The organism is Enterobacter sp. 301B, from assembly GCF_003850715.1.
GTDB classification, from domain to species: Bacteria; Pseudomonadota; Gammaproteobacteria; order Enterobacterales; family Enterobacteriaceae; genus Enterobacter; species Enterobacter intestinihominis.
Map to the genome: position 1 here is coordinate 143,270 of NZ_PQTC01000007.1, position 23,709 is coordinate 166,978.

The 23,709-nt window shown below is 55.8% G+C and carries 28 protein-coding genes; 10 read left to right on the forward strand and 18 right to left on the reverse strand.

The window, feature by feature from the left end:
• The first annotated feature begins 33 nt into the window (after nucleotides 1–33).
• Complete coding sequence (locus C3451_RS10155) at nucleotides 34–897, forward strand: N-acetylmuramic acid 6-phosphate etherase (RefSeq protein ID WP_023300495.1); 864 nt, start codon at nucleotides 34–36, stop codon at nucleotides 895–897.
• A gap of 55 nt (nucleotides 898–952) precedes the next feature.
• On the opposite strand, the gene ompC is transcribed toward C3451_RS10155, so the two are convergent.
• The gene (gene ompC, locus C3451_RS10160; RefSeq protein ID WP_022648565.1) at nucleotides 953–2,119 is read right to left on the reverse strand and encodes a porin OmpC; all 1,167 of its coding nucleotides are present in this window, start codon (nucleotides 2,117–2,119) and stop codon (nucleotides 953–955) included.
• A 284-nt stretch (nucleotides 2,120–2,403) separates the two neighbouring features.
• Between ompC and C3451_RS10165 the strand changes: the two genes are divergently transcribed.
• From C3451_RS10165 to C3451_RS10175, 3 genes are read left to right on the forward strand one after another with little or no spacing between them, the layout of a single operon-like run.
• On the forward strand, nucleotides 2,404–3,105 hold the full coding sequence (locus C3451_RS10165) for a phosphohydrolase (protein ID WP_022648564.1): 702 nt from the start codon (nucleotides 2,404–2,406) through the stop codon (nucleotides 3,103–3,105).
• Nucleotides 3,106–3,148: 43 nt separating this feature from the next.
• Nucleotides 3,149–4,582 (forward strand): DNA cytosine methyltransferase, encoded by a 1,434-nt coding sequence (locus C3451_RS10170; RefSeq protein ID WP_114138773.1) that lies wholly within the window; start codon nucleotides 3,149–3,151, stop codon nucleotides 4,580–4,582.
• Nucleotides 4,563–5,054 carry a very short patch repair endonuclease gene (locus C3451_RS10175; RefSeq protein ID WP_022648562.1) on the forward strand — a complete coding sequence of 164 codons (492 nt, stop codon included), beginning with the start codon at nucleotides 4,563–4,565 and terminating at the stop codon, nucleotides 5,052–5,054. Before C3451_RS10170 ends, C3451_RS10175 begins: the two co-directional genes overlap by 20 nt.
• On the opposite strand, the gene yedA is transcribed toward C3451_RS10175, so the two are convergent.
• Nucleotides 5,026–5,940, reverse strand: coding sequence for a drug/metabolite exporter YedA (gene yedA, locus C3451_RS10180; protein WP_023300492.1), 915 nt, complete (start codon nucleotides 5,938–5,940; stop codon nucleotides 5,026–5,028). The two genes, C3451_RS10175 and yedA, sit on opposite strands and share 29 nt — an antisense overlap.
• Nucleotides 5,941–6,115: 175 nt before the next feature.
• Between yedA and C3451_RS10185 the strand changes: the two genes are divergently transcribed.
• From C3451_RS10185 to dgcQ, 3 genes are all read left to right on the forward strand, one after another.
• A complete protein-coding gene (locus tag C3451_RS10185) occupies nucleotides 6,116–7,030 on the forward strand; it encodes a DUF808 family protein (protein WP_169441341.1) in 915 nt (304 codons plus the stop codon).
• Between the two features lie 77 nt (nucleotides 7,031–7,107).
• A complete protein-coding gene (locus tag C3451_RS10190; RefSeq protein WP_022648559.1) occupies nucleotides 7,108–7,290 on the forward strand; it encodes a DUF2158 domain-containing protein in 183 nt (60 codons plus the stop codon).
• Between the two features lie 84 nt (nucleotides 7,291–7,374).
• Nucleotides 7,375–9,075 carry a cellulose biosynthesis regulator diguanylate cyclase DgcQ gene (dgcQ, locus tag C3451_RS10195; protein WP_124304304.1) on the forward strand — a complete coding sequence of 567 codons (1,701 nt, stop codon included), beginning with the start codon at nucleotides 7,375–7,377 and terminating at the stop codon, nucleotides 9,073–9,075.
• Here the strand turns inward: dgcQ and C3451_RS10200 are convergent.
• The gene (locus C3451_RS10200; RefSeq protein ID WP_023300489.1) at nucleotides 9,060–9,860 is read right to left on the reverse strand and encodes a mannosyl-3-phosphoglycerate phosphatase-related protein; all 801 of its coding nucleotides are present in this window, start codon (nucleotides 9,858–9,860) and stop codon (nucleotides 9,060–9,062) included. The genes dgcQ and C3451_RS10200 overlap by 16 nt on opposite strands.
• Nucleotides 9,861–10,156: 296 nt before the next feature.
• Nucleotides 10,157–10,384: a YodD family peroxide/acid resistance protein gene (yodD, locus tag C3451_RS10205; RefSeq protein ID WP_017383339.1), complete on the reverse strand. Its 228-nt coding sequence runs from the start codon at nucleotides 10,382–10,384 to the stop codon at nucleotides 10,157–10,159.
• Between the two features lie 128 nt (nucleotides 10,385–10,512).
• Between yodD and dsrB the strand changes: the two genes are divergently transcribed.
• Nucleotides 10,513–10,701: a protein DsrB gene (dsrB, locus tag C3451_RS10210; protein WP_003859583.1), complete on the forward strand. Its 189-nt coding sequence runs from the start codon at nucleotides 10,513–10,515 to the stop codon at nucleotides 10,699–10,701.
• A gap of 98 nt (nucleotides 10,702–10,799) precedes the next feature.
• Here the strand turns inward: dsrB and rcsA are convergent, their stop codons facing one another.
• The 14 genes from rcsA to fliF all read right to left on the reverse strand — a co-directional run bounded on the left by rcsA (nucleotide 10,800) and on the right by fliF (nucleotide 22,322).
• Entirely contained in the window at nucleotides 10,800–11,423 is a 624-nt protein-coding gene (rcsA, locus tag C3451_RS10215) for a transcriptional regulator RcsA (protein ID WP_023306523.1), read from the reverse strand.
• A gap of 297 nt (nucleotides 11,424–11,720) precedes the next feature.
• The gene (gene fliR / locus C3451_RS10220; RefSeq protein ID WP_124304305.1) at nucleotides 11,721–12,506 is read right to left on the reverse strand and encodes a flagellar biosynthetic protein FliR; all 786 of its coding nucleotides are present in this window, start codon (nucleotides 12,504–12,506) and stop codon (nucleotides 11,721–11,723) included.
• A 6-nt stretch (nucleotides 12,507–12,512) separates the two neighbouring features.
• Complete coding sequence (gene fliQ, locus C3451_RS10225) at nucleotides 12,513–12,782, reverse strand: flagellar biosynthesis protein FliQ (RefSeq protein WP_003859587.1); 270 nt, start codon at nucleotides 12,780–12,782, stop codon at nucleotides 12,513–12,515.
• A gap of 10 nt (nucleotides 12,783–12,792) precedes the next feature.
• Complete coding sequence (fliP, locus tag C3451_RS10230; RefSeq protein WP_022648554.1) at nucleotides 12,793–13,530, reverse strand: flagellar type III secretion system pore protein FliP; 738 nt, start codon at nucleotides 13,528–13,530, stop codon at nucleotides 12,793–12,795.
• Nucleotides 13,530–13,904: a flagellar biosynthetic protein FliO gene (gene fliO, locus C3451_RS10235; protein ID WP_022648553.1), complete on the reverse strand. Its 375-nt coding sequence runs from the start codon at nucleotides 13,902–13,904 to the stop codon at nucleotides 13,530–13,532. Before fliO ends, fliP begins: the two co-directional genes overlap by 1 nt.
• A 2-nt stretch (nucleotides 13,905–13,906) precedes the next feature.
• Nucleotides 13,907–14,320: a flagellar motor switch protein FliN gene (fliN, locus tag C3451_RS10240; protein WP_003859592.1), complete on the reverse strand. Its 414-nt coding sequence runs from the start codon at nucleotides 14,318–14,320 to the stop codon at nucleotides 13,907–13,909.
• Nucleotides 14,317–15,321, reverse strand: a complete 1,005-nt coding sequence (fliM, locus tag C3451_RS10245; RefSeq protein ID WP_006811158.1) for a flagellar motor switch protein FliM — start codon at nucleotides 15,319–15,321, stop codon at nucleotides 14,317–14,319. The genes fliN and fliM overlap by 4 nt, the downstream gene beginning before the upstream one ends.
• 4 nt (nucleotides 15,322–15,325) lie before the next feature.
• Nucleotides 15,326–15,796 (reverse strand): flagellar basal body-associated protein FliL, encoded by a 471-nt coding sequence (gene fliL, locus C3451_RS10250; protein ID WP_003859598.1) that lies wholly within the window; start codon nucleotides 15,794–15,796, stop codon nucleotides 15,326–15,328.
• Nucleotides 15,797–15,902: 106 nt separating this feature from the next.
• Nucleotides 15,903–17,117 (reverse strand): flagellar hook length control protein FliK, encoded by a 1,215-nt coding sequence (gene fliK, locus C3451_RS10255; protein WP_045623539.1) that lies wholly within the window; start codon nucleotides 17,115–17,117, stop codon nucleotides 15,903–15,905.
• Nucleotides 17,114–17,557, reverse strand: coding sequence for a flagellar export protein FliJ (gene fliJ, locus C3451_RS10260; RefSeq protein WP_006811155.1), 444 nt, complete (start codon nucleotides 17,555–17,557; stop codon nucleotides 17,114–17,116). Before fliJ ends, fliK begins: the two co-directional genes overlap by 4 nt.
• Before the next feature lie 21 nt (nucleotides 17,558–17,578).
• A complete protein-coding gene (fliI, locus tag C3451_RS10265; RefSeq protein WP_032624018.1) occupies nucleotides 17,579–18,949 on the reverse strand; it encodes a flagellar protein export ATPase FliI in 1,371 nt (456 codons plus the stop codon).
• The gene (fliH, locus tag C3451_RS10270; RefSeq protein WP_022648550.1) at nucleotides 18,949–19,656 is read right to left on the reverse strand and encodes a flagellar assembly protein FliH; all 708 of its coding nucleotides are present in this window, start codon (nucleotides 19,654–19,656) and stop codon (nucleotides 18,949–18,951) included. Before fliH ends, fliI begins: the two co-directional genes overlap by 1 nt.
• Nucleotides 19,649–20,647 carry a flagellar motor switch protein FliG gene (fliG, locus tag C3451_RS10275; protein ID WP_003859608.1) on the reverse strand — a complete coding sequence of 333 codons (999 nt, stop codon included), beginning with the start codon at nucleotides 20,645–20,647 and terminating at the stop codon, nucleotides 19,649–19,651. Before fliG ends, fliH begins: the two co-directional genes overlap by 8 nt.
• A complete protein-coding gene (fliF, locus tag C3451_RS10280; protein ID WP_124304306.1) occupies nucleotides 20,640–22,322 on the reverse strand; it encodes a flagellar basal-body MS-ring/collar protein FliF in 1,683 nt (560 codons plus the stop codon). The genes fliG and fliF overlap by 8 nt, the downstream gene beginning before the upstream one ends.
• A 228-nt stretch (nucleotides 22,323–22,550) precedes the next feature.
• Here fliF and fliE point away from each other — a divergent pair, with 228 nt between their 5' ends.
• Complete coding sequence (fliE, locus tag C3451_RS10285; RefSeq protein ID WP_022648548.1) at nucleotides 22,551–22,865, forward strand: flagellar hook-basal body complex protein FliE; 315 nt, start codon at nucleotides 22,551–22,553, stop codon at nucleotides 22,863–22,865.
• A gap of 75 nt (nucleotides 22,866–22,940) precedes the next feature.
• On the forward strand, nucleotides 22,941–23,354 hold the full coding sequence (gene yedD / locus C3451_RS10290) for a lipoprotein YedD (protein WP_022648547.1): 414 nt from the start codon (nucleotides 22,941–22,943) through the stop codon (nucleotides 23,352–23,354).
• Nucleotides 23,355–23,709: the final 355 nt, after the last annotated feature.

Here is a 23,709-nt window from a genome sequence, read left to right on the forward strand (position 1 = left end):
AGTGTGGGGGTACTCATAATAAGGAGGCAGTTTATGAGCATTATGCTTACCGGTACGGCCAGGGAAAGACGGCACGCCAGCACGATGAACATCGACAGATTATCTACGCTGGATATGCTTAATGTCATACACCAGGATGACGCACAAATCTCTTCTGCACTTACCCCTCACTTAAGTATGCTGGCTCGCGTGGTGGATAACGCGGCGGCGACGCTTAGTCACGGCGGACGTCTGGTGCTGATCGGCGCAGGCGCGTCCGGAGGCGTGGCGAAGCAGGCGGCAGAAGCGTTCGCGCCGGGAAAACATCCGGTCATTGCGATGACAGCAGGCGATAACGCCGGAAGCTACGCGCGCGGCGTTGCCGACCTTCAGACGATAAAATTCGGCGAGCATGACATGATGCTGGCGCTGTCCGTCAGCGGCAAAACGCCATGGGTTTGGGGCGCGATGCGTCATGCGTGGTCTCTGGGCTCAACGGTCGCGCTCATTACGGAGGATGCGCAAAGTGAAGCGGCGCAGCTGGCGAGCATGGTTATTGCCCCCGATCTGGGCGCGGATGTGGTTGCCGGGTATACCAACGCCAAAGCGGGCATTGCGCAAAGCATGATAATGCATATGGTCACCACCGGTCTGGCGATACGGACAGGACGGGTGTACAGCAACCTGCGTGTTGATCTGGAGGCAAGCAATACCAGATGGGCCGAGCGACAAATTGCCATTGTAATGGAAGCGGGGGGATGCTCCCGGGCGCAGGCGAAGGCGGCGCTGGAAAGCTGTAACCATCAGTGTAAAACGGCGGTGCTTATGGTGCTGACGGGTATGGATGCCTGGAAAGCGCATGAATTACTGGCACAGAATAACGGGTTTGTTCGCCTGGCCTTGCAGGAAGCGCCGTAATATTTCAGCGTCAAATAAAAAAAGCCCGCGTTGCGGGCTTTGCTATTTATGGGGATCAGAACTGGTAGATCATACCGATGCCAACGATGTCATCGGTTGCAATACCGTTGTCATTGTAGAAGGCATCATCTTCGTCCAGCAGGTTGATTTTATAATCAACGTAGGTGGAGAAGTTCTTGTTGAAGCTGTAGGTCATGCCCACGTCGATGTAGTTAACCAGATCCTGGTCTACATAGTCATAACCATTGCCTGGATGATAATCGTTACCACCCAAATCGATGCCTTTTGAATAGACCCACGCCAGGGATGGACGCAGACCGAAGTCAAACTGGTACTGTGCTACGGCTTCAAAGTTCTGAGTTTTGTTGGCGATGCCATCGTTGCCGTACGGAGTCATGTTGCGGGTTTCCGCATACATCATTGCCAGGTAGACATCATTCGCATCGTATTTTGCACCGATTGTCCACGCTTCCGCACGTTCACCGCCGGCATATTTGCTGAAGCGATTATAGGTACCTGCGCCGTAAGCAACCTGGTCGTTGGTACGGTCAGACGATGAATAAGCGGCACCCAGCGACAGACCGAAATCGAAGTCATAGGTAGTTGACATACCGAAGCCGTCGCCGTTCTGGAAACGAACATCATCATGGCCGTTTTTGGTGCCTTCCTGATTTTCGTTTGCGTTAGCACCTTCATTAGCACCCTGATATTGCAGTGCAAAGTTCAGGCCGTTAACCAGACCGAAGAAGTCATTATTACGGTAGGTCGCCACACCGTTAGTACGGCCAACCATATAGTTGTCGGTCCAGGTATAGGAGTCGCCACCAAATACTGGCAGCATATCGGTCCAGGCTTCAACGTCATACACGACGCCGTAATTACGGCCATAATCGAATGAGCCATATTCGCCGTATTTCAGGCCAGCAAAGGCCAGACGGTTAAAAGAGGTGTCGCCTGCGCCTTCGGTATCGTTAGCGTAGGTTTTATATTCCCACTGGCCGTAACCAATAAGATCGTTATTAATTTGTGTTTCGCCTTTGAAACCAATCTGGACATAGGTTTCATCGCCGTCGTCGCCTGGGTTGTCGGAGAAGGTATGACGTGCATCAACTTTACCGTACAGGTCAACTTTGTTGCCGTCTTTGTTATACATTTCCGCCGCATTTGCTGCGCCAGCCATTAATAACGCGGGTACGAGAATTGCCAGAACTTTTCTTTTCATTATATATTCCCTTTAAATATAAATTGTCTGAATATATGTAATTACCCTCCGTAACTACATGGCTGATACTATTCTATGGATTATTATTTAGGTTCAAAAATAAATGTAATTAAACTGGTAAAAATATTACAAAATATTTCTTTTTGTCTCTTTATTTTTCGCGTGAATTAATTCATTGAAAATATAGCGGGTAATTATTATTAAGTATTTCTAAATTCTATTTATTTAGGATTTTGATTCGGGTGTATTATAATTCATTCTCTTTTGAGCAACAGGATGGGATGATGGAACTTGCGCAGTGGCAGCACCGTTTTGAGCGCTGGCTCGACGAAAATCATTTTACTGATGATGCGGCGCACGATATCGCCCATTTTCGCCGCGTCTGGATGACGGCGCAGGCCATTATGGCTGACGGGGATTGCGATCCGCTGGTTGTGCTGACCGCATGCTACTTCCATGACATTGTCAGCCTGCCGAAAAATCACCCGCAGCGTAGTCACTCCTCGCGGCTGGCAGCGCGAGAAACGCGCCAGATCCTGAGCCGCGATTTTCCTGATTTTCCGCCCGATCGGTATGCGGCCGTTGAGCATGCCATTGAAGCGCACAGCTTCAGTGCCGGTATCGCGCCGCAAAGCCCGGAGGCCAAAACGGTCCAGGATGCCGACCGGCTGGAGGCGTTAGGCGCCATCGGCCTTGCGCGCGTCTTTGCCGTGTCCGGTGCGCTGGGCACCGCGTTGTTTGATGCCGACGACCCGTTTGCCGGGGCGCGTGCGCTGGATGATAAAGCTTTCGCGCTCGATCACTTTCAGACCAAACTCCTGCGCCTGCCGGACACCATGCAAACCGCACGGGGACGCGAACTTGCGCGTCACAATGCCGATTTTCTGATCCAGTTTATGGCGAAGCTGAGTGCCGAATTACAGGGCGATTACCTCGGAACCGACAGCCAGATATTGACCCATTTCCGTCGCAGTGTGCGATCCTGAACTGTGGTACTCTGTTTTCTGTCTTTATTGTCCGGTTAAGAGAATGCAGGAAAATCGATCAGTGACTGTGCCCGCGCCTGAGCGGGTTGAGAAATCAACGGCAGCCGTGCAGGCACTCCTGCGTCAGCTGCTGGAAATGTATGATGCTAAAACGCTGGCAAACCAGCTGGTGGCACATGGCGAGAGCCACTGGAGCCCGGCAATACTCAAGCGGCTGCTGATAAGCGACAGGGCAGGGCACCGCCTGAGCGACGGCGAGTTCTGTTATCTGCGTAACCTGCTGCCGCACCCGCCTGCTGCGCATCCGAATTATGCCTTTCGCTTTATCGATCTCTTTGCCGGTATTGGCGGCATTCGCCATGGATTTGAAGCTATTGGCGGGCAGTGCGTGTTCACCAGTGAATGGAACAAACATGCCGTCCGCACCTATAAGGCGAACTGGTACTGCGACCCCGACGAGCACCAGTTTAATGCCGACATCCGCGACGTCACCCTGAGCCACAAAACCGGCGTCAGCGACGAAGAAGCCGCTGAGCACATTCGCAACACCATTCCGGCGCACGATGTGCTGCTGGCAGGCTTCCCGTGTCAGCCGTTCTCACTGGCTGGCGTGTCGAAAAAGAACGCGCTGGGACGTGCGCACGGCTTTGCCTGTGATACGCAGGGCACACTGTTCTTTGATGTTGCCCGGATTATTGATGCCCGCCGCCCGGCAATTTTTGTGCTGGAGAACGTCAAGAATTTAAAGAGTCATGACGGCGGCAAAACCTTCCGCATTATCATGCAAACGCTGGATGAACTGGGTTACGACGTGGCGGATGCAGAGGACATGGGGCCGGACGATCCGAAAATTATCGACGGCAAACACTTCCTGCCACAGCACCGCGAACGCATCGTGCTGGTGGGATTCCGCCGCGATCTCAATCTGAAAGGCGATTTTACGCTGCGCGATTTGCCCTCGCTGTATCCGGCGCGCCGTCCGACAGTGGCCGATCTGCTGGAGCCCGCCGTCGATGCGAAATTCATTCTGACGCCAGTGCTGTGGAAATACCTCTATCGCTATGCCAAAAAGCATCAGGCCAAAGGCAATGGCTTTGGGTTTGGCATGGTCAATCCGCTTAATCCTGACAGCGTGACGCGTACGCTGTCGGCGCGCTATTACAAAGATGGCGCGGAAATTCTTATCGATCGGGGCTGGGATAAGGCGCTGGGCGAAAAAGATTTCGACGACCCTCAGAATCAACAGCACCGACCGCGGCGCTTAACGCCGCGCGAGTGCGCCCGCTTAATGGGCTTTGAGGCGCCGCAGGGCTACAGTTTTCGCATTCCGGTGTCGGATACACAAGCCTATCGTCAGTTTGGCAACTCGGTGGTGGTGCCAGCCTTTGCCGCCGTCGCAAAACTGCTGGCCTCACGCATCAGCAAGGCCGTTCAGCTGCGTCAGAGTGAGGCCGTCAATGGCGGACGTTCACAATAAGGCCACGCGGAGTAAAAACATGCGTGCCATCGGCACGCGTGATACCGCGATCGAAAAACGGATCGCTGGCCTCCTTACCTCCATCGGGTTTGAATTCAGGGTTCAGGATGCCACGCTTGCCGGGCGTCCTGATTTCGTGATCGATGCGTATCAATGCATCATCTTTACCCACGGCTGTTTCTGGCATCATCACGACTGCTATCTGTTTAAAGTCCCGGCGACACGCACCGACTTCTGGCTGGAGAAGATTGGCAGGAACGTCGAGCGTGATAAACGCGATGTTTCGCAGCTTTACGCCCAAGGCTGGCGGGTGCTGATTGTCTGGGAGTGCGCACTGCGCGGAAGAATGAAGCTGAATGACGTGGAACTGACGGAGCGGCTGGAAGAGTGGATCTGCGGCGGCGGTCAGGCCGCGCAGATCGATACCCAGGGCATTCACCCGATCACGGTTTCTCCACCTCACACGCCGTGACAATCGGTTTCGCGGGCAGTAAATATTTACCCAGCGTGACCAGCACCACGGCAAAGACAATCACGCCCAGCGCCAGCCATTCAATCGTCGACAGCACTTCGCCCGCAAAACCGGTACCCAGCAGCACGGCAACCACCGGGTTAACGTAGGCGTAGCTGGTGGCAACCGCCGGTGAGACGTTGCGGATCAGGTACATATAGGCGTTGATGGCAATAATCGAGCCAAACAGGGCCAGATACCCGACGGCCAGGAAACCTGAGAGATCTGGCATTGCCGTCAGTTTTTCACCCGTCAACGCCGAGGCAATCAGCAGCACGATGCCTGCCGCGAGCATTTCAATGGCACCCGCCATCATCCCGGAGGGCAGCTCAATGCGGGAGCCGTAGACCGAGCCGAACGCCCAGCTCATCGAGCCGATCATGATCATAACGGCAGCCCAGGGGTTTCCGCTCAGGTTACCGCCGCTGTTCAGCATGATAATACCCACAAGCCCAATCGCGATGCCCAGCCATTCGAGCTTACGGGTGCGGATCCCGAACAGACGACTAAAGCAGAGCGTAAACAGCGGCACGGTCGCGACGACCACGGCGGCGATGCCCGACGGCACGTTCTGGTGTTCGGCGACGGTTACCGCGCCATTGCCCACCGCCAGCAGCAGCAGGCCAATCAGGGCGGCGTTAAGCAAGGGACGCAGCGGCGGTAGCCTGTGGCCGCGCAGCAATAAAAACGCCATCAGCAGCACGCCAGCCGTAAGGAAACGAATACCGGCCATCATCAGCGGGGGCCAGCTTTCCACGCCAATACGAATGACAAAGTAGGTGGATCCCCAGATGATATACAGGGAAAAAAGTGCTCCAATGAGCGGTAATAAATGCCGAAAACGCATAGTCCCTCACGACGAAATAAAAAGTTCGCTCATAGTTAACGCCAAAACTATCGGGCTGGCGAGTGCTTTAATTGTGTTGTTAATGTGAAATTTTTGTTGACGTGAGGTGCCTGTTTCCGGGCGCTGAGTTTTGTTCCATACTATTCACTTAATTAGCAAAAAAAGAAGGATAGAGATTTTGGCAGGAAGTAGCTTATTAACATTACTGGACGATATCGCCACCTTGCTGGATGACATTTCAGTCATGGGGAAACTGGCAGCGAAAAAAACCGCCGGGGTACTGGGGGATGACTTGTCACTTAACGCGCAGCAGGTCAGCGGCGTGCGGGCGAACCGTGAGCTGCCGGTGGTGTGGGGCGTAGCGAAAGGGTCCTTTATTAACAAGGTGATCCTTGTTCCGCTGGCGCTTCTCATTAGCGCCTTTATACCCTGGGCCATTACGCCATTGCTGATGATTGGCGGGGCGTTCCTGTGCTTCGAGGGTGCCGAAAAAGTGTTGCATATGTTTGCCGCACGCAAAGAGAAAGACACCCCGGAAATGCGTCAGCAGCGTCTGGAAGCGCTGGCCGCGCAGGATCCAAAAACGTTCGAGCGCGATAAGGTCAAAGGTGCGATCCGTACTGACTTTATCCTTTCGGCCGAGATTGTGGCGATTACGCTTGGGATCGTATCCGAAGCACCGCTGATGAATCAGGTCATGGTGCTTTCGTTGATTGCCATTCTTGTAACGGTTGGGGTGTATGGGCTGGTCGGTCTGATCGTCAAGCTGGATGATATCGGCTTCTGGCTGGAAAAAAAATCCAGCGCCATTGCCCGCGTTATCGGCAAAAGCCTGCTGGTGCTGGCACCGTGGCTGATGAAAAGTTTGTCGATAGTGGGAACTCTGGCGATGTTCCTGGTCGGCGGCGGTATTATCGTGCACGGCGTTGCTTCGCTGCATCATGCAATTGAACATCTGGCGTCGGGACATGGTTCGGTGATCGCCGCCATTCTGCCGACGCTGCTTAACCTTGTGTTGGGCTTTATCGTAGGTGTCATTGTGGTGGCAGTGGTCAAGCTGGTAGAAAAAGTACGCGGAAAATCGCATTAATTTTTGCTGACCCCGGATGCAAAAAGACCATTCCTCGTCTAAATTGAAAACGTTTCACCCTGATACAGGAGGCAGGTATGGTCTTTTTGGTCAGTGATGAAGTTAAGCCAAAGAATGGTGGTCCATGCATGATTGTCACCGGTTATTCCAGTGGAATGGTGGAGTGTCGGTGGCATGACGGATACGGCATTAAGCGGGAGGCTTTTCGTGAAGATGAGCTTCAGCCTGGTGATAAAAGGCAAAAACGCGATAAGGCTTAATCACACAACGCCCGGCCTTGCCGGGCGTTTTTACTGGCAGAAGACTTATCATATCGGATGGTGAGCGACACTCAGGGAGTGCGTGTGCAGCACAATACCTTTGTTGTAAAACAATCTTTTTTGCAGTGGCTGCATAAGCGTAGCAATCCCCGTTTGGTTGTTAACCTCTGTTTTATCGTTGTCCTGATCTTTTCCACCCTCCTGACCTGGCGCGAAGTTGTGGTACTGGAAGATGCCTATATCTCCAGTCAGCGTAACCATCTGGAAACGGTTGCCAGTGCGCTGGACAGACAACTCCAGTTCAGCGTCGATAAAATGCTGTTTTTTCGCCACAGCATGCGTGATGCGCTGGAAACGCCGCTGGCGTTTGGCGTGCTACATGATGCGGTAAAGCGTTTTGCCCGTTTGCGCGCATCCCCCACCTGGCAAATTGAGGTTGATAAACAGCGCACATTGCCGATCAACGGTGTGTCTGATGCCTTCGTTGAAAAGACCACCCTTCTGAATCGCGATGATGAGTTTCTTGATAATGAACTGTCCGCCGCGCTTAAAGTGGGGTATTTATTGCGTCTGGCATCCAGTTCTTCCGGCAACGAAGAGCGCGTGATTTATGTCTCTCGCGCCGGATTCTTTCTGGAAACGGATACGCCGGAAAATGCCAGCGATATCGTGCAGCGTTACTACCATCTGGTCACTCAGCCCTGGTTTACCCAACAGTCCGAGCGTGAGAACCGTGCGCGTGCCGTGCGCTGGTTTATCTCGCCTCCTTCCTCCTTTGTGGGCAAGAAGCCGCTGATCACCGCCAGTGTGCCTGTTTATTACAATCACGTCTGGTATGGCGTGGTGGCGATGGATTTCACCTTTGCCACCCTGCGTCGTCTGCTGGTGGAGGCCGTAGGCGATAACCCGGAAGGGGAATACCAGCTGTATGACAGTCGTCTCACCCTGCTCGCGACGTCTGGATCATCTGCTGCGGACGTTAATCATTTTGACGCGCCCGAACTAGCGCAGATAGCGCACGCAATAGAATCGGATTCCGAAGGCGGCATTCGCCTGGGGAGTCGTTTTGTCAGCTGGGAGCGTCTCGACCACTTTGATGGCATCGTCCTGCGCGTGCACACCCTGGAAGAAGGGGTGCGCGGCGATTTCGGCAGCATCAGTATTGTGCTGGCATTGCTTTGGGCGCTGTTCACCGCGATGCTGCTCATCTCGTGGCTGGTGATCCGGCGCATGGTCAGTAATATGTATTCGTTGCAGAATTCGCTGCAATGGCAGGCCTGGCACGACCCTCTGACCCGGTTGAATAATCGTGGGGCGCTGTTTGAGCGGGCGAAAATACTGGCGAAGCAGTGTGAACAGCAGGCGCTGCCTTTCTCTGTCATCCAGATCGATCTTGACTGCTTTAAGAGCATTAATGACCGGTTCGGGCACCAGGCGGGTGATAAGGTGTTGTCCCATGCTGCGGGGCTGATTGCCAGTACCCTGCGCACTAAAGATATTGCCGGGCGCGTCGGCGGCGAAGAGTTCTGTGTGGTACTGCCCGGCATGACGCTTGAAGAGGCGGCGGAAGTTGCAGAGCAGATCCGTGAGCGTATCGACAGCAAAGAGATCCTGATTAAGAAAAGTACTACCCTGCGCGTGAGCGCGTCGTTTGGCGTCTCTGGCGCGCAGGAGAAGGGCAATTATCACTTCGAAAATCTGCAATCCACCGCCGATGCGCGTCTGTATGAGGCGAAACAGCGCGGGCGTAACCGGGTCATCTGGCAGGATCACGTTAAAAAGTAATCAAGCCCCTCGCGCCAGCCGGCCGGTCCGGTGTGCTGAGTGCGATAAACCCGTGTGGGATCGTTGTTCTTAAGGCTGACCCCCTCCCGGTTGAAGCCTTTCACCACCACGGCGAAGGCTACGCTGTCCAGCAGAGGGGCATCATTGGGGCCGTCGCCCAGGCCCAGCGTTGTCGGGTCAAATCCGTCGTGCAGGCGATACTGTTCCACAAGCCAGTGCACCGCCACGTCTTTGCCACAGCTCGTGTCCAGAATATGCCAGAAGCGAGCACCCGGGACGATCTTCAGTCCCTGCCGGGCCAGTTCGGCTGCGAAGCGTTTCATTTGTTCATCACTGTCACGCCAGATCAGCGTCACGGAAGCCTCGTGTTTACGTGCAAGCGCCGCTCGGGGACGGCTTAGCCCGGTCCATTCGGCGACCACGCGCTCATCCACATCGTCGAAGGTGGTGAATTTCAGATGCATCTCCTGGCGTACCCGGGCAATAAACTGCCGGATATCGTCATGCTTCTTTTCTGAGATGAACCGTGCGGCGTTTTCCCACCGTACGTCAGGCTGGATCACCGCGCCGTTTTCCGCAATGTAGGGCAGCCCGCCAAGGCCAAGTTCCTGCTGGATGTCACGCATTTCGGACGCGGTTTTGCTGCTGCACAGAATGACTGGTACCTGTTCATCCTGTAATCTCTTCAGCCACGAAGCGGCAGGCTGCCAGTCGAGAGTGTGAAAATCCAGCAGCGTACCGTCGAGATCGGTAAAGACGAGCAGAGTCTCCTTTAGCGAAGGCATAACGTCTCCTGAATAATGATGTTCATCTAAGAAAAGTCTTAAAAAAACTCAGCATTGATGTCCCGTTGAAGTGGAAACGATCCCGATAAACCCACACGCAGCGCATGTTTATACTCATAACCAAAATTCACATGTATAAAATATAATATTCGCTAAGAGAATATATGCTTGTAAGACAAATCTGTTGGGGATAATGTCTTACCTGCATCAGATTTCCTGGTGTAACGAATTTACAAGTGCTTCTTGCATAAGCAAGTTTGATCCCGGTCATCCCCATGACCGGGATTTTTTTCGCCTTAGCGGTTCGTTTCCGAGACACTAAAGTCATGGATATCCAGCTCGAATGCTTCAGCCAGTTCACGGTAGGTATGGTAATCACGACCATTGACCACGACACGGTCTGAATTATCCTCCGCGCGATGAACTTCGGACTCACTGATTTCATTAATGGCGGCAAGCAGGGCATCGACATCCACTTCCACCTCACGCTTAATGGTGTCGCTGTACTCTTTGTCAGTCTTCATGGCGGGCTCCTCATTTAACCGTCTCAACAGCTAAGTATAGACCGCACACAAAAACGCCATTCGCGTCAGGCGGCGATGCCAGCCAGGATAATTTGTTCTACACTGGCTCAAAACCACAGGAGGAATGTATGAAGGTCAACGATCGGGTAACCGTCAAAACGGACGGTGGGCCGCGCCGCCCGGGCGTGGTGCTGGCAATAGAAGAGTTTAATGAAGGCACAATGTATCTGGTGTCGCTGGAAGATTACCCGCTCGGCATCTGGTTCTTCAACGAACTGGGGCACCCGGATGGGATCTTTGTGGAAACGGCGGAATAGGGCGGCGTCGGGGGCGTCTTCTCCCCGGCCCGGCTGCTGAAAAGCAAAATCTCTGGCCAGGCCAGAGATCAAGGTAGGGTACAACATGGCCGTGCAAATTAGCGCATATTAACGAAAATCCCATTCGTCACATTATCTGTCAGGCGTACGACATGGTATATCACTTGCTTATTATGCGTTTTAATTTTCCTTTTAATATTTCCTTTGTGTGACGATACTGTTTTTGCCTTGATATTCATCTGGTCTGAGATCTGAATTGTCCCTTGTCCAGCCATCCACATTCTTAGCATACTTGATTCAGTTCTGCTTAATGATAGGGTGGGTAAGTTAACCGCCCCTACATTCTTAACTTCTTTATTCAAATAATCGCCCAGAATGTCATCAAGCGACTCTGGTTTAATCGATTTCGAACTGATTAATAAGTTTTTACGCACCAACAAATACTCATCGAAATGAATATTGGCGATCGCCATAAAAACAATAAACAGGGTTCTGGGATGCTGATTAATGATCTGCTTAATGTGCTGACTGTTAGCGGGGTCGTGAATGAAACAGTCCTCATTAATAAACACCACGCCGGGCTTGTGAGACTCACAAGCGGCTGCGAGTTCTTCAACGGTGTGTGCATCGTTGATGTCTCTCTTTCTTACCCCTCTGCTTGCTAAGTACCCGGTTAACCCTAGCCGGGTGTAGCTGCATAAATCCATAATGATCGTTGACATGGCATACCCTCACTCAATGCGTAACGATAATTCACCACCTGCCTGAGAGCTCATAAACAGCCATACGGGATGGAAAAAATCTAATAAAACCTGTGAGCATGACAAAGACTTTCAGGCGAACTCACTATCCCGTAAAGTTACGTATAATTTGCCAGGAATCATCTTAAAGTAAAGTAAATATTAAGTATTGTGAGGTGGTTAGAAACATTTAAACCGCGTCAGATATATCCTGGTAGATGTTTTTCAAGATTATTTTTAGGAATATCCTCAGAAAGACATTGCAAACACTACGGGTTATTATTTGCGTGGAAGTTCGCTGACAATATCCGCTAAGAGATTGAATATCTCGCTGAATAAATGCTCGCAGAAGGGGGCGATAAGTGGCATCAATAATGACATTAATAAAAGACCAACCGTCAACGTCACCGGAAAGCCGATGACGAATACCGACAGCTGCGGGGCCATTCGGTTGAGTAAACCCAATGCGAGGTTAACGGTGAGCAACAGGGTTATGACAGGCAGCGCCAGCATCAGCCCGTTGAGGAAGATCAGCCCGGCAGCCCGCACCAGCGCCAGAAAAGCGTTACTGTTCACCGGGTTGTCGCCAATCGGCAGCGTGTGGAAGGTGTCCACCAGCATAGAGATGAGCCACAGGTGGCCGTTGAACGAGAGAAACAACAGCATCGCCAGCAGGTCGATAATACGCGCCAGCACGGGCATATTCAGATGGCTGCCCGGGTCAACGAACGTCGCGAAAGACAGACCCATCTGCAAACCGATCAGTTCGCCCGCCGTTCGTACCGCGGCGAAGGCGAGCTGCATCGTAAACCCGACCGCCACGCCAATCATCACCTGTTGCAGGGCAATCCAGATCGCATTCGGGGAAAAAATCGGAATATCCACCGCCGGCAGGGAAGGGGCAACGATAATGGTGATAACTATGCCCAACCCAATTTTGATGCGTTTAGGCACCGACTTTTCACTGAGTATGGGGGCGGTGGAGATCAGCGCCATGATGCGCAGCATCGGCCAGAAATAGATCCCGAGCCACTGAACAAACTGATCGCTGGTGAATTGCAGCATCGTCCGTCAGCCGATGATGTAAGGCAGATTGGTGAACAGGTTGCGCATGTAGTCCAGCAGCAAATTGAGCATCCAGGGCCCGGCAACGATAATCGCCACGAAGACGGCGATGATCTTCGGGATGAACGACAGGGTCATTTCGTTAATCTGCGTGGCGGCCTGAAGAATACTGATAATCAGACCGGTTACCAGCGCAACCAGAAGCAGGGGCGCGGCGACGGCAATCGCGACTTTCATCGCTTCCGTGCCCATCATCATGACCGACTCAGGCGTCATTGCGCGCTCCTCAACTGTAGAAACTCTGCGCCAGCGAGCTGACCAGCAGCTGCCAGCCGTCGACCAGCACGAACAGCATGATCTTAAAGGGCAGGGCAATGGTTGCGGGCGGGACCATCATCATCCCGAGCGCCATCAGGACGCTGGCGATCACCAGGTCAATAATCAGGAACGGAATGAAAATGGTGAAGCCAATCTGGAACGCCGTTTTCAGCTCACTGGTCACATACGCTGGCAGCAGAATGCGCATCGGCACCGCTTCCGGTCCCTGTAACTCGCCCGTGTTAGCGAGACGGGCAAACAGGGCCAAATCCGCTTCGCGCGTCTGGCGAAGCATAAATTCACGTAATGGCTGAGCCCCCTTTTCCAGGGCAACTTGCATGGAAATTTTATCTTCGCTGAACGGCTGGTACGCCTCGGTGTAAATCTTGTCGATCACCGGCGACATAATGAAAAAGGTCAGGAACAGGGCTAAACCCAGCAGCACCTGATTGGGCGGCGCGGACGGCGTGCCGAGCGCATTTCGCAGCAGACCAAACACAATGATGATGCGGGTGAAACTGGTCATCATCAGCAGGATCGCCGGGATAAAGGTCAGCGAGGTGATGAACACCAGCGTCTGCACGGAGAGGGACCAGCTTTGTCCCCCGTTCGCCAGCGGCGTGGAAACCAGCCCCGGCAGCTGCGCATACACAGAAGGCGCGAACAGGCCCAGACCTGCCAGCGTAAGCAATAACAAACGGCGCATCAGGATCTCCCGGAACGCTTGAGCAAACTCTTCATAACGGACTGAAAATCCGCAGGGGCCTGGGCGTTAGCCTCCACCGTGACAGGCGCAGGGGGCAGCGTGTGAAGAACGTTAATGCTGGAGGCAGTCACGCCCAGCACCAGTCGCGCATCTTCCACTTCCACAATGACCACGCGCTCGCGTGGCCCGAGTGTGGTGCTGGCGCTGACCTTCAGTCCGCGCGTGCCGGCCGTTTTCCCCGCCAGCCCGAAACGCTTTGCCAGCCAGGCGGCGATAAGGATAAAGGCAATAATACCGAACAGCGCGCCGCTCACCTGAAGCAGCGGGGAGCCGGGTACGGCGGAGGGCGCGGACAGTGTTGCCTGGGTTTTCATACTTAACGGCTCAGGCGACGCATACGTTCGGAAGGGGTAATGATGTCGGTGATACGTACGCCGTATTTATCGGCCACCACCACTACTTCGCCCTGTGCAATCAGGTAGCCGTTGATCAGAATATCCAGTGGCTCACCCGCTAAACCGTCCAGGGCTACAACGGAACCCTGCGTCAGGCGCAGCAGCTCTTTAATAGTCATGCGGGTGCGGCCCAGCTCAACGGTCAGCTTGACCGGAATGTCCATAATCAGGTCGATGTCCTGTAACGTCCCGCTGACGTCGCCGCCGCCTAACTGCTGGAAGACCGCGTCTGCCGCGCTTTTCGTCGGCGTCGTTTTTTGCTCGTTTAACGCGTCAGCCCACAGATCGTCCAGTGCTCCGCTGTTTTCATCGGACGGATTGTTCATGTCACTCATTTGGGCTGTTCCTCATTCAGCGAATTCAAAATCGGGTTGATCAAGTGCTCAACGCGTAACGCATACTGGCCGTTAATTGTGCCGTACTGGCTTGTCAGCACGGGTACGCCATCCACATGGGCAATAATGCGGTCGGGTTTATCTATCGGCAAAACGTCGCCGGGTTGTAATTTCAGGATCTGCGATAACCGCATGGAGATGTCGGCAAAGTTAGCCACCAGCTCCAGCTGCGAGTGCTGAACCTGGCGCACCAGGTTCTCACGCCAGTTCTGATCTTCATGGCGTGAGTTCTCCAGCGGCGGGTTCACCAGCAGTTCGCGCAGCGGTTCAATCATGCTGAACGGCAGGCAGATGTTGAACTCGCCCGTCAGGTTGCCGATTTCGACGTGGAACGGGGTGTTCACCACGATGTCATTCGGTGAAGTGGTGATGTTGGTAAACTTCACCTGCATCTCGGAACGGACGTACTCCACTTCCAGCGGGTTAATCGCTTTCCACGCGTCGCTGTAGGATTCCAGCGCCAGCTTCAGCATGCGGTTGATAACGCGCTGTTCGGTATGGGTAAACTCGCGGCCTTCCACTTTGGTCGGGAAACGGCCATCGCCACCGAACAGGTTATCCACCGCGATGAACACCAGGCTTGGCGAGAACACCACCAGGCCGGTACCACGCAGCGGTTTCAGATGGATCAGGTTAAGGTTGGTTGGCACCGGCAGGTTGCGGGCAAACTCATGATACGGCTGAATGCGGATCGCACCGACGGTGATATCCGGGCTACGACGCAGCAGGTTAAACAGCCCCATTCGGAACTGACGTGCGAAACGTTCGTTGATGATCTCCAGCGCCTGTAAACGCTCGCGCACCACGCGACGCTGGGTATTGGGATCGTAGGGACGAATATTATCGTCGCCGGTCAGACCCGGCTTCGGATCGTCACTCTTATCGCTGTCGCCATTGAGCAGCGCATCGATTTCTGCCTGAGAAAGAATACTGTCGCCCATGTCGTTACCGCAGAATGAAGGCTGTATACAGAACGTCAGTGACTTCCTGCTTAGGTTGGCCGTTGACCAGCGGGGTCGCCAGCGTCTGTTTGATCGCATCGACCAGCTTTTGCTTGCCCACATCGGTGGCGAGCGCGGAGGCATCCTGACGAGAAAACAGCAGCAGCAGACGGCTACGCACTTCTGGCAGGTAGTCGTTCAGACGTGCACGGGTCGCTTCATCTTTCAGACGCAGCGTAATGCCCACGTAAAGCACGCGATCCGCATCGCCGAGGTTCACGGTGAACGTATCCAACGGGTAGAAGACCGGCGCCGGTGGAGGCGGCGCTTCAGCTTTGGCGGCTGCGCTTGAGGGTTCCTGCTGCATACGCCAGTAACTGTAGCCTGCGGTGGCGCAGGCCGCGAGGGTAATCAACACCAGCAGCGGGATCCAGATGGAACGCTTGCTTTTTTTGGTGATAGCGGAGTCTGTCATCTGATACGAGCTTCCTGTTTCGGTACAGCTTAATACGGTGATTATCCCGTGTCCGGCTTAGGTCAAAGCGTGGAAAAGACGGGGATAATCACGTTACCTCTGGCGTTTAGGCAAAGATGTCTACGGCACGGCTGCCGCGCGCGGCGGATTGCAGGGCGGCAGGGGTTGGCAATAACTCTTCGTTCTCCTCGTTAAACCCGTCATGCTGGCCTGAACGCGAAGCATGCTGTTGTTGCCCGGATGAAGATTGCTGCTGCCCGGCAAAGCCTTCGCTGCTGACGCTGCTTTGGGAAAGCTGAATGCCGTTTTCCGCAAGCTGCGTGCGCAGGATCGGCAGGGCCGCTTCCAGCGCCGCACGAACGTGGCTGTGGGGCGAAACCATCTGCAACTGCGCCTGGTTGTCATCCAGCTTAAGCGAAATTTGCACCTGACCCAGATCTTCCGGGTGCAGGCGTAGCTCTGCGGTCTGTTGGCCCTGTCTGGTGAACAGGGTGATGTGCTGGCTTAGATTCTGCTGCCATTCGTGCGTGCCCAGCGGCTGGCTTAACACCGGCGCGGTCGCAACGGTAGCGGCAGGCTGGGGGGGTGCCAGGTGACTAACGATCGGGGCCAGCGTCGCGGTTGGGCTGGCGGCAGACGACGCCGTGCTCACTACGTCCTGCTTCTCCGCGAGGGCGGCAACAGCTGGCGTAACGGCTGCCGTGGCGGGCAGCGACGTGTCGCTGTCCTGAACCGACGTTTTTTCCTGACCCGTTAACGCATGGCTAAGCGGCTGATGCTGGCCGTTGTCCGTCTGGGCTAGCGCAGAGGGGAGAGCGGCACGGGGGGCGACCTCCCCGGTGCTTGCTGGCTGCGTCGCCATTGGGGTGGTAGTCTGCTGGTGCGGTAACATCGCCATCAGCGCGCTTAACCCGGCCAGCTCCTCTTCTTCAGTCGTGGTCTCGCTGTTTGCTTTCGCGTCCGTCCGGGTCAGCGCCTTCAGCGCATCCGTATTCGCTGCGGGTTTCAGGCCGGAGACGAGGCTTTGCAGGGAGACGGCGGTATCTTCATCAGTCAGGGTCTCCTGGCGGGAGAGCAGCTCGGCGATTTTGGCCTGGAGCGTGGTATCACCGTTTTTTTCCTGTGCCGCTGTCGACAGCTTGCTGCCCGCCGCTTTCAGATCGGCCAGCGTCAGCGGAGCATCTTTGCCTTTGCCGGTGGTCTCGGTCAGCGCGCCCGCCAGCAGAGAGAGAAAATCTTGCGCGCCCTCAGCGCCTTTTCCGGTCAGCGTGCCGCCGGACGGGTCGCTGTCGGTCATCAGCAGTTGTTGCAGTGTGATCATTCTGGTTTCCTCATTGATGCGCGCTGGGCAAACTCATCCATTTTTTTCTGATCCAGACGGTTTTCCGCCAGGGTCGAGGCTGCAATCTGCCGGTCCTGTAAGGTTTGCCAGGCCTGCAACCGCTGTTTTTTCTCGCGCCAGAAATTCAGCGCGGTATCGACTTTTTGCGTCCACTGGTTAAGCTGCTGGCGATGCTGCTCAATCGCCTTTTCCAGCGTCTGGATAAACTGCTGATAGTTAATCCAGCGCTGGCTACCAATGCCCTGCGTCATGTCGGTGTTAAGGTTGGTGCGATATTCATGCTGATAGTCGATTAACATCTTCAACTGTTCTTCAGCCTGCTGGCACCCGCGTCGCATTGCGCCAAGTTGCAATGCGGCATCATCAACTTCTTTTTCAGCCAGATCTTTCAGCGTTGATAACGCGCTGTTCTGCGCCATGACCTTCGCCCTCCACCTGTGTTACACCTGCGGGAAAATCAGCTCCAGTGCCTGGAGGGAATCTTCCCAGTCGGCGCGTTCAAAAATACCCTGTTGCAGAAATGCCTCCAGCTGCGGCCACAGGGCAATCGCTTTATCGAGCATCGGATCGCTGCCTTTGGCGTACGCCCCGACGCTTACCAGATCGCGGTTGCGCTGGAAGCTGGAGAGCAGTTGTTTGAAGTTACGCACGCGGGCGTAGTGTTGCTCAGTGATCAGGGCCGTCATCGCACGGCTGATCGAGGCTTCAATATCAATCGCCGGGTAGTGCCCGGCTTCGGCCAGACGGCGCGACAGCACGATATGGCCGTCGAGGATCGCGCGCGCAGAATCGGCAATCGGGTCCTGCTGGTCATCGCCTTCGGTCAGTACCGTATAGAACGCGGTGATGGAGCCTCCGCCGCTGATGCCGTTCCCCGCACGCTCAACCAACGCCGGGAGCTTGGCGAAGACCGACGGCGGGTAACCTTTGGTCGCGGGCGGCTCGCCGATGGCCAGCGCAATCTCACGCTGCGCCATCGCGTAGCGGGTCAGGGAGTCCATAATCAGCAGCACGTGCTGGCCCCGGTCGCGGAAATCTTCCGCGATACGCGTGGCGTAGGCGGCACCCTGCATACGCAGCAGCGGTGACACGTCCGCCGGGGCGGCGATCACCACCGAGCGGGCGCGACCCTCCGCACCAAGAATGTTTTCGATGAAATCTTTGACTTCGCGACCACGCTCACCAATCAGGCCGACGACGATAACGTCCGCCTGGGTATAACGCGCCATCATGCCGAGCAGGACCGATTTACCCACGCCGGAGCCGGCAAACAGCCCCATACGCTGGCCGCGTCCCACGGTGAGCAGGGCGTTAATTGGCCGCACGCCGGTATCCAGTACGTGCTCGATTGGCGTGCGTTGCAGCGGGTTAAAGGGTTGGGTGATCAGCGCGCCGGTTTCGGTGGTATCAGGGGAGGGCAGGCCATCGAGCGGTTTGCCGCTCCCGTCCAGCACGCGGCCCAGCAGCGCCGGACCGAGCGGGAGCTGTTTGCCGCTTTGCAGGCCGTCACCGCTGATGTTTTTTGCGTAGACGCGGGCGCCGGGCAAAATCCCTTCCACTTCCTCAAGGGGCATCAGAAACAGTCGCTGGCCGTTAAACCCGACCACTTCACTTTCCACTTCACGCGTCTCACTCCCGTCCTGACGCTCAATCACGCAGGTGGCGCCGAGCGGAAGTTGCAGACCCGTGGCTTCCAGGACCAGACCGGTGGCACGCGTCAGGCGTCCATAACGACGAACGGATGGCAGCTGCGCCATCTTCGTTTCAAAATTATCGAGCGTGTTAAGCCAGCGCGTAAGGCGAGCGGTCATCAGACGACTCCCGGTGCCGCCAGGCGGCACAGTTCCTGCCAGCGGGTCGCGACGCTGGCATCCAGATCGCCCTCATCCGCCGAGACCTTACAGCCTCCGTGATGGAGCGACGGATCGCCGCGCAGCCGCCAGCCGTGCAGGCTCAGCGTCGCGCCGAGGCTCTCTTCCACGCGCTGCAAATCATCAGGATGCACGCGCAGCTGCGGTTTGCCGCTGAACAGCGGCTCCTGCTGGAGCAGCCCCTGGATTTGCTTAATCAGCGCGGCGTTATCCACGACCGGCGTCTGGCCGATCACCTGACGGGCCGCCTCCAGCGCCATCTGCATCAGGCGCGAAGCAATCACGCTGTCCAGCGCATCCAGCGTGTGCTGAAACTCGCTCACCAGCTGCTGCATGCGGGCATGCAGCGGCGCCTGCTGCTGGCGCGCCTGCTCAATGCCCTGCTCTAAACCTTTCGCCAGCCCTTCCTGATAACCCTGTGCGTGCCCGGTCTGACGGCCTTCGTTCATCCCGGCGTTGAAGCCCTGCTCGTGCGCCTGCATTTGCATCTGGGCCAGCATCTGGGCGCGCTGTTCCTCTTCACTCAGCTCGGGCACGCCCGCCCCGGCGTCGCCCTCATCGGACGACACTATGGCAGGGGTGAACTCTGCGGTGGGAGGGGAGAGGTCGTCAGGCGTCCAGCGCTTCCACGACAGTTCATCAGACATAGGTGTCGTCTCCGCTGCCAATCACCATCTCGCCGGTTTCTGCCAGACGACGAACAATAAGCAGGATCGCTTTCTGTTCGTTCTCCACCTGAGACAAACGCACCGGGCCACGGTTGGCCAGGTCGTCGCGCAGGATATCGGCCGCACGCTGAGACATGTTGCGCAGGAACTTCTCGCGCAGCGGCTGCTCGGCGCCTTTGAGGGCGATAAGCAGGGACTCCGAATCCACTTCCTGAAGCAGGCGCTGGATGCTGCGATCGTCCACTTCGACCAGGTTTTCGAACAGGAACATCTCGTCGATAATTTTCTGTGCCAGTTCGCCGTCGAACTCGCGCACCGCCGTAATAACCGCCTCTTCCTGCTGCGTTTTCATCAGGTTGATGATTTCCGCTGCCGTTCTCACGCCGCCCATTTTGCTGCGCTTGAGGTTCTGGCCGTCGAGCAGGTTGTTCAGCACTTCGGTCAGCTCCGCCAGCGCGGCTGGCTGGACGCCGCCGAAGGTGGCGATACGCAGCATCACGTCGTGGCGCAGGCGCTCGTCGAACAGCGCCAGAATATCGGCCGCCTGCCCCCGTTTGAGGTGGACCAGAATGGTGGCGATAATCTGCGGGTGCTCGTCGCGAATAAGATCGGCGGCGCTTTGCGGCTCCATAAAGTTGAGCGTTTCGATCCCGCTGGCGGTGTCGCGCGTTTCGAGAATATCTTCCAGCAGGCTGGCGGCGCGCTCTTCGCCCAGCGCCTTAACCAGCACGGAGCGCAGGTATTCGTTGGCGTTGACGTTGAGCGCAGCAAACTGCTCGGCTTCCTGCTCAAACTCCGCCAGCACTTCGGTCAGTTGCTTGTTGGAGATCTGGCGCACGTTGGCCATCGCCGCGCTGAGGATCTGCACTTCTCGCTGAGAGAGGTGTTTAAACACCTCCGCCGCGCGATCTTCGCCAATGGTCATCAGCAGGATGACGCTCTTATCGGTGCCTGTAAGCGTATTACTCATGTTCGTTACCCATCCAACCGCGGATGACCAGCGCGACGACGCGCGGATCGTTATCTGACATTTCGCGAATGCGCTGGCTCATCACCTCTGCGCCCATACGCTGGTTAGCACGGCGCTGCTGCATCTGTTCATCTTTGCTGAGACGAACTTCAACCGCTTCTTCCTCGTCCGGACGCGCGTTCTTCTGTTCCAGCGCAGCTTTTTCGGCTTCAGCGCGACGCTGAAGCTGAGGACGGACACCCTTACGCCACAGCAGCCACGCGACAATCAGCACCAGCAGCCAGCGGCCTGCGGACATCAGCTGATCGAAGAACGCCTGCTGTTGCCAGAACGGCAGTTCGCCACCGGTCTCATCCACCGGGTTGAACGGTGAGTTCACAACGTGGAGGGTATCGCCACGTTTTTCAGAGAAGCCCATCGCTTCGCGGGTCAAATCTTCGATCTGCTTCATCTGCTCTGCCGTGAGCGGCAGCGGTTTACCGTCCGGCAGCGTTTTGTAGTTCACCACCACGGCAACAGAGAGACGCTGAATATCTCCCGTGTTCAGTTTGGTATGGCGGATAGTCCGGTCGACTTCATAGTTGGTCGTTTCGTTACGGCTGCTGTTACGCGGGCCGGCACTGTTCGCGGTCGAGGTCGTCTGCTGATTCGTTTGCTGACCGTTCTGCGGGTTGGCCGGCGGCGTGGAGATTGGCGCGGCGTTGGCAGGCGCAGGCTGGTTAGAGAGCGCACCCGGCACACCGCCAGGATACTGGCCACCGACCTGTTCCGTCTCATTGATCTGACGCGAGCGTAACACGGCGCGAGAAGCATCCCCGTTCGGGGCGTACTGCTCTTCGGTCTGTTCTTTATTCGAGAAATCAATCTGCGCGGTGACCTGCGCATGCACGTTGCTGTTACCCACCACCGGGCCCAGAATCGCTTCGATGCGACGCTGGAGACGGCCTTCCACGTCGGCAGCGTATTTCAGCTGGGCGTCGTTGAGATCGCGCCCGGCGGTGTTGGACTGCGTCAGCAGGTGACCGCTCTGATCCACCAGCGTAACGTTACCCGGCGGCAGACCGGCTACCGCACTGGAGACCAGGTGCGTGACGGCGCTGATCTGCCCTTCATCCAGCGCACGACCGGGTTCGAGGTTAACCGTCACAGAGGCAGAAGGGGACTTTTGTTCGCGGACAAACAGGGACGGCTTAGGCATCGCCAGGTGCACGCGGGCACTTTTCACCGGGCCTAAGGTTTCAATCGTACGGGCCAGCTCACCTTCCAGCGCGCGCTGGTAGTTAACCTGCTCGCTGAACTGGCTGATGCCGAATTTTTCCTGATCCAGCAGTTCAAACCCAACCGCGCCGCCTTTCGGCAGCCCCTGCTGGGCGAGACGCAGGCGAAGCTCGTGCACTTTATCTGCCGGCACTTCAAGCGCACCGCCGTTATCGGCAAAGCGATACGGGATGTTCATCTGGGTCAACTGGGTGACGATGGCACCGCCATCCTGGTCGGAAAGGTTGCTGTAGAGCGTGCGGTAATCCGGGCTTTTTGCCCATAAGACCATCGCGACAACGATCGCAATGGCGGCAGCGCCTGCCACAATCAACGGGATCTTAGGGTTGGCGCGAAGGCGGTTCATCCACTCGAGTGATTTATTCTGCGGCGCTGTCGATGCTGCTGTCGCACTCATTGCGCACCTCTTAAATCCTGGTGGTTTACGTTATTCGTGTAGAGAAACAAAACTGACTCCCGGGTCGGCAAACACGACAAAAGTTCCATACTGATGGCCCTGCCATTATTTGATGATTCGTGATTTTCTATGCGTCAAATAACCTGGTTTTTTAACGCTATTTACCGCCATTATCTTATTGACAAGCTGTTAGTCTTGACCTCGTAAAAAACCATCCAGGGGAGAGTCATGGCTATACAGGGCATTGAAGGGGTACTCAGTCAGTTACAGGCAACGGCGATGACCGCCCGTAATCAGAGCGTAACTGACCAGCCGCAGGGCATTAGCTTCGCCGGTCAACTGCATGCGGCGCTGGACCGGATCAGCGATAAGCAAAACGCGGCCCGTACCCAGGCTGAGAGATTTACCCTCGGTGAACCCGGCGTGGCGCTCAACGATGTGATGGCCGATCTGCAAAAAGCGTCGGTGTCATTGCAGATGGGGTTGCAGGTGCGTAACAAGCTGGTGTCGGCGTATCAGGACGTGATGTCGATGCAGGTGTGAAACCTTCCAATCTTACGCTGGCAGCCTGATGGCTTTAATGCCACAATATTTTTTTCTTCGCATGCAGGAAAGATGATGAAAAAAGTAGCAATTGTGGCTGCAATGCTGACGTTAGCGGGATGCGTTCAGGTCGAAAACTATCAGGAAGTGGTTAAGCATCCGGCACCTTCGCATCTGGCAGGTTACTGGCAGTCGAAAGGGCCGCAGAGCGCGATGGTGAGCCCGGAGGCGATTGCCACGCTGGTGGTGACGCCAGAGGGTGATACCCTGGACTGCCGTCAGTGGCAGCGCGTTATCGCGGTGCCGGGTAAGATCATGCTGCGTTCAGATGATTATTATAACGTGACCGAAAAACGAGACGTCTATCCGCTCGATCGTGATGGGGCGGCGCTGGAGTATGACGGCATGGAACTGTACAAGGTTGACCGCCCAACGGTGGAATGCGCAGATTACCTGAGCAAGAATCCGCTGGAGAGTAAGCTTCCGTAACCGTTTTGGAGTTTGCGCCCTCTACCCGTGGTCTGAGGGATCTCCACAAAATAATGCCTTCACCGTCGGCCCCCTCTCCCTGGAGGGAGAGGGCTGGGGTGAGGGGGAACATACGGCTCTGGTGGTCATTCCGTTCACTTTGTGTTCCTTGCTACTCTGTAGCGACATGAGCGGTGAACGTGCCAGAGTGGCTCAGTCGCCACCACCCTGGCGACCCGGGCTCCCGGCGGAAAATCGCCGCTTCGCGGTACCCTCAGCTTTTTCCTTCAGGCTATCGGGACGGGCATGAGCCTGCATCCATGCATGCCACGCCCTCCCGGCGCTTCCCTGCGCCTCGCCCCGGCCTTACGGAAAC